Annotated in this window: 12 protein-coding genes; 3 read left to right on the top strand and 9 right to left on the bottom strand. The window is 69.0% G+C overall.

The genetic code is table 11. The features are described from left to right. From tmk to ITJ61_RS18465, 7 genes are all read right to left on the bottom strand, one after another. Positions 1-639 carry a dTMP kinase gene (gene tmk, locus ITJ61_RS18495; protein WP_194687090.1) on the bottom strand — a complete coding sequence of 213 codons (639 nt, stop codon included), beginning with the start codon at positions 637-639 and terminating at the stop codon, positions 1-3. Beyond that, positions 636-3,530, bottom strand: a complete 2,895-nt coding sequence (gene topA / locus ITJ61_RS18490) for a type I DNA topoisomerase (RefSeq protein ID WP_104299714.1) — start codon at positions 3,528-3,530, stop codon at positions 636-638. The genes tmk and topA overlap by 4 nt, the downstream gene beginning before the upstream one ends. Next, positions 3,482-4,051, bottom strand: a complete 570-nt coding sequence (locus tag ITJ61_RS20500) for an Rv3654c family TadE-like protein (RefSeq protein ID WP_181058017.1) — start codon at positions 4,049-4,051, stop codon at positions 3,482-3,484. The genes topA and ITJ61_RS20500 overlap by 49 nt, the downstream gene beginning before the upstream one ends. Then, entirely contained in the window at positions 4,048-4,416 is a 369-nt protein-coding gene (locus tag ITJ61_RS18480) for a TadE family type IV pilus minor pilin (RefSeq protein WP_228497212.1), read from the bottom strand. Before ITJ61_RS18480 ends, ITJ61_RS20500 begins: the two co-directional genes overlap by 4 nt. Continuing rightward, on the bottom strand, positions 4,413-4,631 hold the full coding sequence (locus tag ITJ61_RS18475; protein WP_181058019.1) for a DUF4244 domain-containing protein: 219 nt from the start codon (positions 4,629-4,631) through the stop codon (positions 4,413-4,415). The genes ITJ61_RS18480 and ITJ61_RS18475 overlap by 4 nt, the downstream gene beginning before the upstream one ends. Positions 4,632-4,740: 109 nt before the next feature. Continuing rightward, positions 4,741-5,790: a type II secretion system F family protein gene (locus tag ITJ61_RS18470; protein WP_194687089.1), complete on the bottom strand. Its 1,050-nt coding sequence runs from the start codon at positions 5,788-5,790 to the stop codon at positions 4,741-4,743. Then, on the bottom strand, positions 5,787-6,971 hold the full coding sequence (locus ITJ61_RS18465; RefSeq protein WP_104299717.1) for a TadA family conjugal transfer-associated ATPase: 1,185 nt from the start codon (positions 6,969-6,971) through the stop codon (positions 5,787-5,789). Before ITJ61_RS18465 ends, ITJ61_RS18470 begins: the two co-directional genes overlap by 4 nt. Before the next feature lie 553 nt (positions 6,972-7,524). On the opposite strand from ITJ61_RS18465, the gene acs reads away from it, so the two are divergent. Beyond that, positions 7,525-9,492, top strand: a complete 1,968-nt coding sequence (acs, locus tag ITJ61_RS18460) for an acetate--CoA ligase (RefSeq protein WP_104243166.1) — start codon at positions 7,525-7,527, stop codon at positions 9,490-9,492. 94 nt (positions 9,493-9,586) lie between these two features. Here the strand turns inward: acs and ITJ61_RS18455 are convergent, their stop codons facing one another. Both ITJ61_RS18455 and ITJ61_RS18450 read right to left on the bottom strand, forming a co-directional pair. Beyond that, a complete protein-coding gene (locus ITJ61_RS18455; RefSeq protein ID WP_194687088.1) occupies positions 9,587-10,048 on the bottom strand; it encodes a RidA family protein in 462 nt (153 codons plus the stop codon). A gap of 2 nt (positions 10,049-10,050) precedes the next feature. Beyond that, a complete protein-coding gene (locus ITJ61_RS18450; protein ID WP_181058021.1) occupies positions 10,051-10,209 on the bottom strand; it encodes a hypothetical protein in 159 nt (52 codons plus the stop codon). A gap of 164 nt (positions 10,210-10,373) precedes the next feature. Between ITJ61_RS18450 and ITJ61_RS18445 the strand changes: the two genes are divergently transcribed. Next, positions 10,374-12,830: a transglycosylase domain-containing protein gene (locus tag ITJ61_RS18445; RefSeq protein WP_181058023.1), complete on the top strand. Its 2,457-nt coding sequence runs from the start codon at positions 10,374-10,376 to the stop codon at positions 12,828-12,830. 32 nt (positions 12,831-12,862) lie between these two features. Next, the gene (locus ITJ61_RS18440) at positions 12,863-13,825 is read left to right on the top strand and encodes a metallophosphoesterase (RefSeq protein WP_194687087.1); all 963 of its coding nucleotides are present in this window, start codon (positions 12,863-12,865) and stop codon (positions 13,823-13,825) included. Positions 13,826-13,830 lie beyond the last annotated feature (5 nt).

The following is a 13,830-nucleotide window of genomic DNA, read 5'->3' as shown; positions in this document are numbered from 1 at the left end:
CTACTCGCTCGCCGACTGCCGCTCGAGGAGCTCGGCGACGCGGGTGCGGATGAGCTCGGCCACGTGCTCTCGAGGCTGGGTCGCGTCGATGACGAGGAACCTGCCGGGGTCTGCTGCGGCGAGGGCGAGGAACGCCGAGCGGACGGAGTCGTGAAACGCCTTGGACTCCGCTTCGAGCCGATCGTAGGTGCCGCGGGTCTCGCCGATGCGGCGGCGGCCCTCTTCCGGGTCGAGGTCGAAGAGCACGGTGAGGTCGGGAAGGAGGCCGCGCGCGGCCCAGAGCGAGAGGTCTCTGACCTCGTCGGCGCCGAGCTCACGACCGGTCCCCTGGTACGCGATCGAGGAGTCGAGGTACCGGTCCTGCACGACGATGTCGCCGCGCTCGAGGGCTGGCCGCACGACCGTCGCGATGTGCTGTGCGCGGTCGGCGGCGTACAGGAGCGCCTCGGCTCGCGCGTCCATGTGCCCCTTGCGGTGGAGCACGAGCTCTCGGATGTCGGCGCCCAGGTCGGTGCCGCCTGGTTCGCGGGTGCGCACGACCTGCTGGCCGAGCGAGTTCAGCCAGTTCTCGAGCAGGCCCGAGTGCGTCGACTTCCCTGCCCCGTCGCCGCCCTCGAGCGTGATGAAGAGGCCCGTCATTCGGTGGCTGCTGCTTCGCTGGCCTTGGCCGCCGGCTTCTTGGCGGGTGCGCGCTTCGCGGCCGGCTTCTTCGCGGCGGTCGTCTTCGCCGTCGTCGACTTGGCCGCCGGCTTCTTCGCGGCTGGCTTCTTGGCGGCCGGCTTCTTCGCGGCCGTGGTCTTGCGCTTCACCGGTCCCTTGGCGCGCTTGTCGGCGAGCATCTGCACGGCCTCTTCGAAGGTGACATCCTCGGGGTTCGCTCCCCGTGTGACGGTCACGTTCGTCTCGCCGTCGGTCACGTACGGCCCGAAGCGGCCGTCCTTGATCTTGATCGGCTTTCCGCTGACTGGGTCGGCTTCGAACTCCTTGATCGCGGCCTTCGTGGTGCGAGCACCGTACTTGGGCTGCGCGAACAGCTCGTGCGCCGCTTCGAGCGTGACCGTGAAGATCTCGTCCTCGCTCGTGAGGGAGCGGGTGTCGGTCCCCTTCTTCAGGTACGGGCCGTAGCGGCCGTTCTGCGCGGTGATCTCCGCGCCTGTCTCGGCGTCGACGCCGACGACCCTGGGCAGCTCGAGCAGCCCGATGGCCTGCTCGTAGGTGACCTGCTCGGGGATCATGGACTTGAAGAGCGATGCGGTGCGCGGCTTGTCTGCCGCGGCGGCCTTCTTGGCGCGCGGCTTCTTGACGGGACGCCCCTCGGCCGCAGCGGCTTTCGCCTCCGCCTCCTCCGCGAGTGCCTTGGCCTTCGCGTCCGCCTCCGCGGCGGCCTCTTCAGCTTCGGAGGGGCCTTCGGTCACGTAGGGGCCGAAGCGGCCGTCCTTGACGAGGATGCGCTTGCCGGTCTCGGGGACGACGCCGAGCACGCGGTCGGTCTGGATCGGTGCCTCGACGAGCTCGATCGCCTTCTGGGCCGTCAGCTCGTCCGGGGCCAGCTCCTCAGGCACGTTCACGCGGCGAGGAGTGTCGCCCTCCGTCTCCGGCGCCACCTCGAGGTACGGGCCGTAGCGTCCGATGCGGAGCACGATGCCGTCGGCGAGGGGGGTGGAGTTGATCTCGCGGGCGTCGATCTCACCGAGGTTGTCGATGACGCCGCGCAGGCCCTTGTGGTCGTCGGTGCCGAAGTAGAAGCCCCGCAGCCAGTCGTTGCGCTGCTCGGATCCTGCGGCGATCCGGTCGAGGTCGCCTTCCATCTGCGCCGTGAAGTTGTACTCGACGAGGTCGTGGAAGTGCTCCTCCAGGAGGCGGACGACGGAGAAGGCCGTCCAGCTGGGGACCAGTGCGCTGCCGCGCGGTGCGACGTAGCCGCGGTCGATGATCGTGGAGATGATCGACGCGTAGGTGGACGGACGGCCGATGCCGAGCTCGTCGAGGGTCTTGACGAGGCTGGCTTCCGTGTAGCGCGGGGGTGGGCTCGTCTCGTGGCTCTTGGCGTCTGCCGTCTCGGTCTCGAGCTTCTGGCCCTTCTCGAGCGGCGGCAGCTTGGCCTCCGCGGTCGTCGAGTCGTCGCGCGCTTCGTCCTTGCCCTCCTCGTAGGCGGCGAGGAAGCCGCGGAAGGTGATGACGGTGCCGGATGCCTGGAACTCCGCCGCGCGGCTGGTGACCGTCCCCTGCGCATCTGACACGTCGACGGGCGAGGCGTCGATCGTGACGGTGGCCGTCTGCCCCTTGGCGTCGGCCATCTGCGAGGCGATGGTCCGCTTCCAGATGAGGTCGTAGAGCTTGAAGTCGTTCGGGCTCAGCTTGGGGCGCAGCTCGCTGGGAAGCGCGAAAGTGGACCCTGCTGGCCTGACCGCCTCGTGCGCTTCCTGCGCGTTCTTCGACTTGGAGCCGTAGAGGCGGGGAGCGGCGGGGACCGTCTCGGCGCCGTAGAGCTTCGACGCCTGCGTGCGGGCCGCGTTGAGGGCCTGCGATGAGAGCGACGACGAGTCGGTACGCATGTAGGTGATGTACCCGTTTTCGTACAGCGACTGGGCGACGCTCATCGTCTGGCGGGCGGTGAAGCGCAGCTTGCGCGCCGCCTCCTGCTGGAGCGTCGAGGTCGTGAACGGCGCGGCGGGGCGGCGCGTGTACGGCTTGGACTCGACGGAGGAGACCGTGAGGGGCACGGTGCCCGCGGTGAGCTGCACGGTCAGCGTGGTCGCCTCGGCCTCGCCGAGGATCACGCTGGTGTTCTTGAGCACACCGTGATCGTCGAAGTCGCGTCCGGTGGCGACGCGCTCGCCGTCGAGCTTCGTGAGGCGGGCGACGAAGGCTGCGCCGTCCTTGCCGGGCTCCGGCGCGAAGCGTGCTTCGACGCCCCAGTAGCTGGCCTTGACGAAGGCGAGGCGCTCGCGTTCGCGGTCGACGATGAGGCGTGTCGCCGCTGACTGCACGCGGCCGGCGGAGAGCCCGGGGCCGACCTTGCGCCACAGGACCGGGGAGACCTCGTAGCCGTAGAGACGGTCGAGGATTCGCCTGGTCTCCTGGGCGTCGACGAGGTGCACGTCGATGTCGCGAGTCCGGTCCTTGGCCGCCTCGATCGCCTCGCGGGTGATCTCATGGAAGACCATGCGCTTGACGGGGACCTTCGGCTGGAGCACCTGCAGGAGGTGCCAGGCGATGGCCTCTCCTTCGCGGTCCTCATCAGTTGCGAGGATGAGCTCGTCGGCATCCTTCAGAGCTCGCTTGAGCTCGGCGACGGTCTTCTTCTTCTGCTCGGAGACCACGTAGTAGGGCTCGAAGCCGTTGTCGACGTCGACGCTGAACTTGCCGAGGGAGCCCTTCTTGAGTTCCGGCGGGAGGTTCTTGGGCTCGATGAGGTCGCGAATGTGTCCGACGGAGGCGAGCACGGTGTAGTCATCACCGAGATACTGCGAGATGCTCTTCACTTTGGTCGGCGACTCGACGATGACCAGTGTGTTGCTGCCTGACACAAGCGTTCCTTGGATGGGTCTGCGTGCTTTCGCACGGCGATTCCGGCTGGCCGGAGTGATGTGGGGGCTGTTGCCACCCGTCGGCGCCCATTATATGGACGGGCTGGTCTGTGAACGGGCTGGCTGAAACGGAAGGCTTCCAAATGCTGGCGGCTCCGCCTCACGTCTTCTCGTTCCGGCGGCGGTCCTGCCCTCGACGATTCCGAAAAGACGAACGGGCCGGACTCTACACGAACTCGCACAACGGCCTCCCGGCCATCGGTCGCGCACTCCTCCAGCGATGCGCCGTTCGCCTCGACGACGCGACCCGCTTCCGCACACGGTTCTCCGTCCAGATACCCCGAGGCGACGTCCGCCGCCGCGAGCGCCCCGGCATCCGCGGCCGCCTGCGCAGCTTGCCTGGCGGGGAAGGCAGCCAGCATGCCGATCGCGCCGATGGAGATCGCGAGGACGAGCAGCCCGACGGCGAGCACGACGACCCCGACGGCGCCGCGCTCTCCGGCGAGCTTCGCGGCGATCACCGGCCACCACCGAGAGCGCAGGCGCGTGCGGCGACCGTGACGGGCAGCTCCCGCTGGCCGAGTTCGAGCGGCGCGGATGCGAGCGCGCACACGAGCCCATCCGCGTGGCTGATCTCGAGCTGCGCGTCGGGCACGAGCGCCTGGATGCGGGCACGCGCGATGGCCTCGTCGTCACCCCTGGCGATGAGCCTGACCGAGTCGGCGACCGCATCCTGCAGCCGCACCTGCACCACGACGCCTTGGAGTCCGGCGAGGCACAGCGCGAGCAGGAGGACGACGGCGGGTGCGACGATGGCGAACTCCGCGGTCGCGGAGCCCCGGCACGAGCGGGCGAGCTGTCGCCACCGCGGCACCCGGAGCATCATTCGTCCAGCGTGAGCGCGGTCCGGATGATGTTCTCGAGCAGTTCGCGGACCTCGTCGCTCTGCATGATGACGACGAGGAGTCCCGCGAAGGCGACGGCGGCCATGGTCGCGATCGCGTACTCGGCGGTCGCCGCACCCTCCTCGTCGTGGAGACGGGCTCGGAGTCTCGTGAGGATGGCGCGTGGGCCTGCGCTGAGGCGGTCGTTGGTGAGCAAGGTTGTACCTCTCTTATTGGTTGTCAGTTCGGAGTCGGCACGAGCGTCGAGGGGCAACCGTCTGGGCTGCCGAAGGAGTGGCGGCGGCGGCGCGCCTTCGAGGCGCGCATCACAGCCGCGAGATCGTCTGGGTGAGCACCGCGAGGATGAGCGGCGCGACGCCGAGGAGCAGGAACGCGGGGAGCACGCAGAGCCCGAGCGGCAGCATGAGGCGCACTCCGAGCTGCGCGGCGCTCCGACTCGATGCGGCTCGGGCGTCTCGGCGCTCCAGTGCGGCCTCGCTCCGGAGGAGCTCGGCGGCGGGTACTCCGGCGTCTCTGGCGAGGTCGAGGACCCGCTCGATGCGACCGTCTGAGCGCGAGGCTTCCCGAATCGGCCGGTCGCCGTGGGCCAGGTCGGCGTCTTCGAGGACACGCTCGACCTGATGCAGGACGGTGCCGGCGGATGCCCCGCCGAGCATGCCGAGCGCCGTCAGGTCGAGTGCAAGGCCCGGCACCGGGTCTCGTCTCGAGGCCGCCGCGATGAGGGCGCGGTTCCAGAGGTGCGCGGTCGTCATGAGCGCGAGGCCGCCGACGAGGCAGGCCAGGCCGATGGGGGTGCCGAAGAGCACGGCGAGGCTGTCGAAGCCGAGCGCGAGGCCGAGCAGCACCCCCACTGCCGGCAGACCCATGACGAGGCGTGCGGCGCTGCTCGGGCCGGCGAGCGCGAGCTCGACATCGCGCTCGGCTGCTGCATGATCTCGGAAGGACTGCCCGAGGTCGGCGAGGCCGCGGGCGAGCGGGGCACCCGTGCGTTCGGCGAGCGACCACGCGCAGCCGAGGGAGCGCCAGCTCGTCGCCTGCTGCTCCCGGAGTATCGCGCCGACGCGCTGGCCCGAACGCAGGCCTCGCGCGACCCGGAGCTCGACGGGCTCGGCGATGTCGACGCGCGGCGGCGCCACCCTCACGCGGAACACGGCGATCGCTCGTCGTCGCAGCTCGCCTCGGAGCGCGCTTCCCGCCCGAGCGCGATGACTCGCCGGGTGCGCCGACTCGGCTGCGGCGAAGCTCGCGACGTGCTGCCAGGCGGAGGCCGCCGTGGCGCCGCCGAGGAGCAGTGCGGCCAGGCGCTCGACGACCGCAGCCGTCTGCTCGGCCTCGTCGATGGCCTGCCTCGTCATGACCGCCTGGGCTCTCGGTGACGGGTTCCGGTCGTGCCAGTCCCCGTCCCCGCCTCAGGGAGGGACGTGGACCCGGCGACGTCGACGCCGGGCGCGCCCCGCGGGCGCGTCACCGTGGCGATCGCCAATCGGCCAGCAGCATCGAGACGGAACTCGCCGATCTCCGCGAGTCGTCGATGCCCGGACGGGGTGCGCTCGACGTGCATGACGAGGTCGATGGCACTCACCGTCTGCCGCGCAACCGCGTCCGGTGTCATCCCCGCGAGCGCACCGAGGGCCTCCAGCCGGGAGGGCACGTCCGCGAGCGAGTTCGCGTGCAGCGTGCCCGCGCCGCCGTCGTGGCCGGTGTTGAGGGCCGCCAGCAGCTCCCGCAGCTCCGCGCCACGGCACTCGCCGAGCACGAGGCGGTCAGGGCGCATCCGCAGAGACTCGCGGACGAGGCGCTCGAGGGGCACGCTGCCCGCGCCTTCGATGTTCGCCTGCCTCGCCTCCAGCGAGACGCTGTGCGGGTGCGCGATACGCAGCTCAGCCACGTCCTCGATCAGGATGATGCGGTCCCGCGCATCGGCCTCCGAGAGCATGGCAGCCAGGAAGGTCGTCTTCCCGCTTCCGCCCGCACCGGTCACGAGGACGTTCGCTCGGGTCCGCACCGCCTCGCGAACGAGTTCCTCGGCACCGGGAGCGAAGAACGCCTGTCGGTCGAGCTGCTCAAGCGTGAGCTGACGAACCTTCGGGGCTCTGATCGACAGCAGGGTGCCCGTGGTCGAGACGGGCGGGAGCACGGCGTGCACGCGGATGCCGTCGGCGATCCGCACATCCACGCATGGCGCGGATTCGTCGAGGTGCCGTCCGCCGGCCGCGACGATGCGGACCGCGAGTTCCCGCAGCGCCCGCTCGCTCGGGGCCAGCCAGGACTCCTCCCGCTCGGCGCCGCTCCCCCGGTCGACGTACAGCCCGTCGCAGCCGTTGACGAAGAGGTCGGTCACCTCGCCGTCTGCCACGTACCCGGCGAGCGGGCCGAACGCGTCCGCTTGGCCTCGGGTGAGCGAGCGCACCGATCGCGGTGTGGAGTCGTCGAAACCGGCGCGTGGCGGCAACGTGAGCGACGCGGCTCGGTCGGCTGCTGGACGAGCGACGAACCGCTGGGCGGGCGCTGCGCCGGAGCCTGAGGTGAAGGACATGCAGGAAGCGTACGAACGGCCGCGCTCGAGCGCGGGCGACGGTGCGCCGACTGGGGAGGAGCGTTCTCCACAGGTCCAGGAGCCGCAGAGTCGCGCGGTTAACTGAAGAGGCGCCCGGACAGGGGGATATCCGAGCGCCTCAGCTCATGCAGCGTTCAGGGGGGTTGATTGCTGCAGAGCGACGACAGTTGCGACAGAGAGCGAAACCATCGAAGTCCATGCTAGTGCATATTTCGCCCGAGACCACGTCTGGTTCCCAGACAATCGAAAAATGTTCGGCTGGGCTCTCACGACCGCACGGCTGCACAAATCCCGCACGCTGAAAGGCCGGTGGGGCTGCGCTCCGGCGCTCAGAGACCGAGCGTCGAGCGCGTCGCCGCTGGCACTGCTGCCGGTTCACTTCCGCGGGACCCGGCGCCGCAGGGATCCTCCGAAGCGCTCCGACATTCCCCCCGAAAGGCGGGAGTCGGAGCACATGCTGGCTCCGTAGACTTCTCAGAGGCTGCGCCGCAATGAGGTGGCGCGGCATCGCAACGACGCGAAAGGACCTGTGGTGGCTGACAAGATCGAACACCTCCTGGAAGACCTCGAGACCTTCCCGCCCAGCGACGACTTCACGTCCTCCTCCCCCGTGCCGGCCGACCTCGGCGCACGGGCAGAAGAAGACCGGCTCGGATTCTGGGCCGAGCAGGCCAAGGAGTTGCACTGGTCGACGCCGTTCACCGAGGTCCTCGACTGGAGCGATGCTCCCTTCGCGAAGTGGTTCGCCGATGGCACGCTCAACGCGAGTTTCAACTGCGTCGACCGTCACGTGCTCGCCGGCAACGGCGACCGAGTCGCGATCTACTGGGAGGGCGAGCCCGGCGACAAGCGCACCATCACGTACTCCGACCTCCTCGGCGAGGTGAAGCGGGCCGCGAACCTCCTGGAGAGCCTCGGCGTCGCGGCCGGAGACGTCGTCGCCATCTACATGCCCATGATCCCGGAGACGGTCGTCGCGATGCTCGCCTGCGCGCGCATCGGTGCCATCCACTCGGTCATCTTCGGCGGCTTCAGCGCCGACTCCATCCGCAGCCGCGTCGAGGATGCGAACGCGAAGCTCGTGATCACGAGCGACGGCTCCATCCGCAAGGGGCGGATCTTCCCCCTCAAGGAGACCGTGGATGCGGCGCTCGAGGCAGACGGGCACACCGTCGAGCACGTACTCGTCGTCCGTCGCGCCGACAACGAGCCGTCGCTGACCCCGGGGCGTGACCTCTGGTGGCACGAGGAGATCTCGCAGGTGAGCGATGAGCACGTCGCGAAGCCGTTCCCCGCCGAGCACCCGCTCTTCATCCTCTACACGTCGGGCACGACCGGGAAGCCGAAGGGCCTCCTGCACACGACCGGCGGCTACCTCACCCAGACGTCGTTCACGCACCGCACCATCTTCGACCTGAAGCCGGAGCAGGACGTCTACTGGTGCTCGGCCGACGTCGGCTGGGTGACCGGCCACAGCTACTTCGTCTACGGACCGCTCGCGAACGGTGCGACGCAGGTCATGTACGAGGGCACGCACGACACCCCGGACCTCGGCCGCTGGTTCGACATCATCGAGCGCTACGGCGTCACGATCTTCTACACGGCGCCGACGGCGATCCGCGGATACATGAAGTCAGGCAGGCAGATCCCCGCGAAGTACGACCTCTCCTCGATCCGCCTCCTCGGCTCCGTAGGGGAGCCGATCAACCCTGAGGCCTGGTCCTGGTACCGGGAGGTCATCGGCGGCAACCGCGTGCCCGTCGTCGACACCTGGTGGCAGACCGAGACGGGCGCCATCATGATCTCCGCGATCCCGAGCCAGGTCGCGCTCAAGCCCGGCGCAGCGCAGGTGCCTGTCCCCGGGGTGGTCGTCGAGGTCGTCGACGACAAGGGCGAGCGCGTCAACCCCGGCGAGATGGGGCTCCTCACGATCACGGAGCCGTGGCCGTCGATGACTCGAGGCATCTACGGCGACCGGGAGCGGTTCATCGAGACGTACTGGTCCCAGTTCCCTGGCCGCTACTTCGCCGGCGACGGTGCCGGCGTCGACAAGGACGGGCACCTCTGGCTGCTCGGCCGAGTGGACGACGTCATGAACGTCTCCGGCCACCGGCTCTCGACGACCGAGATCGAGTCGGCGCTCGTCGACCACCCGTTCGTCGCCGAGTCGGCGGTGGTCGGCGCGAGCGATGAGACGACGGGGCAGGCGGTCGTCGCCTTCGTCGTCCTGAAGGAGAGCAAGAAGGCGGAGATCGAGGCCTCTGACGCTCCGAAGGTGCTGCGCGAGCACGTGTCGACGAAGATCGGCGCGATCGCTCGCCCCCGTCAGGTGTATGTCGTCGCAGAGCTCCCCAAGACGCGTTCCGGCAAGATCATGCGGCGCCTGCTGCGCGATGTGGCAGACGGCAAGGCGGTCGGCGACACGACGACCCTGACCGACGCCTCGGTGATGTCGGCGATCTCCTCCGGCGTCGCATCCGGAGCCGCCGACGACGATTGACCCGACGCAGCCAGAATGACGGAAGCCCTGCACCCCTCGGAGGAGGGATGCAGGGCTTCCGTCGGTTCAGCTGCTCGCGCCGCGCGGCGGGCCGTTACTCGTACGCGACGATGAGGTCGACCTCGACCGGTGAGTCGAGCGGCAGCACGGCGACGCCCACCGCGGCGCGGACGTGCGTGCCCGCGTCGCCGAAGGCGAGCCCCAGCATCTCGGAGACGCCATTCGCGACGAGGGGCTGCTCGGTGAAGTCGGGGGCGGATGCGACGTAGACGGTGACCTTCACGACTCGCGTCACGCGATCGAGGTCGCCGATGACGGACTTGATGGCCGCAAGCGCGTTGAGCCCGGCGAAGGCCGCGAACTCGATGGCATCGTCGCGCGGCACCTCAGCGCCGACCTTGCCCTTCTCGGGGAGCGCTCCCTCGATGAACGGGAGCTGCCCCGACGTGTACACGAGGCCGCCGTGCTCGACTGCGGGCACGTAGGCGGCGACCGGAGCGGCAACCGGAGGTACCGCCATTCCCATCGCGCCGAGACGTTCTTCTACCTCGCTCATGCTCACTCCCCCGCGATCGGGCGCTTCATGTAGGCGACGGATCCGCCCTCAGCATTCGTGGAAACCTGCACCAGCTCCCAGCCCTGAGCACCCCAGTTGTTGAGGATGACAGTGGGGGTGTGCAATGGGAGCGGGGTGATGAAATATTCCCACTTCTGCATGGACGTCCTCCTGTGCGATGAGCGCTCAGGCTCTTCATGGGGTACTCATTGAACACTCCTGAAGACGCCACGAGCGGGTGTGACTTACCCTTGATCCTATGTCTGTCACGAATCCAGGGGCGCCCAAACGCAACATTCTGGGTGGCCTCCTAGGGCTGCTTGGTATGAGCGGAGTCGCGGGCGTGCTCGTCACGGCCATGATCACCCCGCTCATCGCCGTCACCGGCGTCGCCGCGAACAGCACCATCTCGCTGTTCGAGAACCTCCCGACGTACCTCGAGATCGGCTCACTGCAGCAGAAGACCGAGCTGTACGCCGCCAACGGACAGAAGTTCGCCGAGTTCTACAACCAGAACCGCGAAGAGGTCCCACTCGACCAGATCTCCCCGTACGTCGCCGCCGCGGCGATCTCGGTGGAGGACCCGAGGTTCCGCGAGCACGGTGGCGTCGACGTCATCTCGGCGGCGCGTGCGCTCGCCCAGTCCGTCATCGGCGATGGCGCGGCAGGCGCATCCACGATCACCATGCAGTACGTGCGCAACGTGCGTGTGCAGACGGCCGAAGCGATCCCCAATCAAGAGGAACGCGACAAGGCCTACCTCGAGGCGACCGAGACCACGACGGGCCGCAAGCTCCAGGAGATGCGTCTCGCGATCGGCGTGGAGAAGCAGTTCTCCAAGGACGAGATCCTCCAGGGCTACCTCAACATCGCCCTCTTCGGAGGCACCACCTACGGCATCGAGTCGGCAGCCCAGCGCTACTTCGGCAAGTCCGCGCTCGACCTGAACCTGCAGGAGTCCGCGAGCCTCATCGCGATCGTGCAGGAGCCGAACGCCTACCGCCTCGACGTGCCCGAGAACATCGAGCCGAACAAGGTGCGCCGCGACTACATCCTCATGCGCATGATGGAGGAGGGCGCGATCGACCAGGCGACCTACGACGCGACCGTCGTGCTGCCCGTCGAGCCCCGCCCGACGGAGCCGAAGCACGGCTGCGGCGCGGCCGAGGGCAACGCGCAGTACTTCTGCGACTACGTGCGGCTCGTCATGGTGCAGGATCCCGCCTTCGGTGAGACCTATGAGGAGCGGCAGTTCAACTTCCAGACCAAGGGCTACCAGATCCACACGACCCTCGACCTCGACATGCAGGCTCAGGGCCAGGCCTCGATGGCCTCGGCCGTGCCCGCCTACGTCGACGGCATGGACATGGGATCTGCCGCTTCGATGGTCGAAGAGGGCACGGGCCGCGTGCTCATGATGGTGCAGAACACCGCCTTCGGCGACACGGAGGAGTTGGCCGGCCAACCGGGGTACACGTCGGTGAACTACAACACCGACTACGAGTACGGCGGCTCCACGGGGTTCCAGGTCGGGTCGACCTACAAGATGTTCACCCTCGCCGAATGGCTGGCGTCAGGGAAGTCGTTGAACTCCTCGGTCAACGGCAAGGACCGCGCCTTCAACCTCGCGAACTTCCAGAACTCCTGCCTCGGCGCTGACGGCGGCTCCTGGTCGCCGACGAACGACGGCGGCGCGAAGGTCGGCAACGTGTCGGTCCGCCAGGCGACGTCGCAGTCCATCAACACGGCGTACGTGGCCATGGCCGAACAGCTCGACCAGTGCCGCATCCGCGACACCGCGATGGCCATGGGCGCGCACCGCGCCGACGGGGCCATCAACGAATCGAACCCGGCCGCAGTGCTCGGAACCAACACGATCGCGCCCCTGTCCATGGCGACCGCCGTGGCCGGATTCGCGAACGGCGGCGTCACCTGCACGCCCATCGCGATCGACAGCATCACGCTGCGCGACGGCTCATCCATCGAGGCCCCGAAGTCGACGTGCAACCAGGCGGTGACCCCCGAGGTCGCGGCTGGCGTGACCGCGGCCCTCCAGGGCGTCGCCAACGGCGGCACGGGCAGCGCCTCGAACCCCGGCATCGCACCGCTCATGGGCAAGACCGGAACGACGGACAGCGGCCTGCAGACCTGGATGGTCGGAGCCACCACGAAGGTCGGCCTCGCCGTCTGGGTGGGCAACGCCAGCGGCCAGGTCCCCATGTACGGCGTCGACCTCCCCCGTGCGGTCGGAAGCCAGACGCGTCACGTCATCTTCAACGACGTCATCGCCCAGGCGATGCGCACCTACGGAGGCGACTCGTTCCCCGAGCCGACCGGCAGCGCCGTCAAGAACGAGCAGGTGACGGTCCCCGACCTGACCGGAAAGACGACCGCTGAGGCGAAGTCCTCGCTCGAGGGGCTCGGCTTCACCGTGTCCGTCGGCAACGCCGTCGCATCCGATCAGCCGGAAGGCACCGTGGCGAGCACCCTGCCGAGCGCGAACACCCGCGTGACGCAGGGAACGACGATCACGATCAGCCCGTCGCGCGGGCCAGCCCCCACACCGACCACCGCGGCGCTCGTCGCACCGGACCTGGCGGGGCAGACACAGGAGCAGGCGCAGTCCACGCTCTCCCAGCTCGGCTTCAGCGGCACGATGGCCATCCTCACCGAGGAGAGCTCGACCGTCCCGAAGGGACAGGTGATCCGCACCGACCCGGCGCCCGGCGCGGAGCTGGAGCGCAGCGGTTCCATCCAGGTCTACGTCTCTTCCGGCCCCTAGCAGGCCATCGCACCAACTGAAACGAGTTCCACATGGCGAATTCCGTCGCCACCTCGGGCCAAGGAACCTCTTCCGGCCTCGGACCAGCAAGCGCCGTCGCCCTCACCCTCCTCGGGGTGGGGGCGGCGACCGCCGTCTACGGCACGATGATCGAGCGCCGCGCGTTCCGCCTGCGACGCATCGAGTCGCGCATCCTGCCCCCGGGCTCGGCCCCGCTGCGCGTGCTGCACCTCAGCGACTTCCACGTCGCCCCCTGGCAGCGCAAGAAGCAGGACTTCGTCAGAGGGCTCGCCGCCCTCCAGCCCGACCTCGTCATCGGCACAGGTGACAACCTCGGCCACGTCGATGCCGTCCCGACCGTCGCCAGCATGCTCGAGCCGTTCGAGGGGATCCCCTCGGTGCACGTGTACGGCTCCAACGACTACCTGGGCCCCGTCCTCAAGAATCCCTTCACGTACTTCAGCAGCTCCACCCACGTTGCGAAGAAGGCTCCGCACCTCGACACGGAGGGCCTCACCGCCCACTTCGACCGCCTCGGGTGGACGCCCCTCAACAACGCTGCCGCCGTCCTCGAGGTCGCCGGCAGGCGCATCCGCTTCTTCGGGGTCAACGACCCGCACATCGACGCCGACGACTTCGCCGCGGCGGGCGAGGCGCTGCGAGACGCGTCGGAGGGCCAGGACTGGGACCTCACGATCGGCCTCGCTCATGCCCCGTACCAGCGTGTGCTCAGCGGCCTCGTCGACCTGGGCGCAGACGCGATCTTCGCCGGCCACACCCACGGTGGCCAGGTCTGCGTGCCCGGCTACGGGGCACTCGTCACCAACTGCGACATCCCGCGTGAGCAGGTGAAGGGCCTCAGCACGTGGACCTCGCGTGGCCGCAGCGCCGCCCTGCACGTCTCTGCCGGACTCGGCACCTCCATCTACGCCCCGGTGCGCTTCGCATGCCCACCGGAGGCGACCCTCCTGACCTTCCTACCCCGGGTATCGTGACCGCC

The sequence above is a fragment of the Pseudoclavibacter sp. VKM Ac-2888 genome (assembly GCF_015351285.1).
Classification (GTDB): Bacteria; Actinomycetota; Actinomycetes; order Actinomycetales; family Microbacteriaceae; genus Pseudoclavibacter.
The sequence above is the reverse complement of the archived record's forward strand: the minus strand, read 5'-3'. Positions and strand labels throughout refer to the sequence as shown.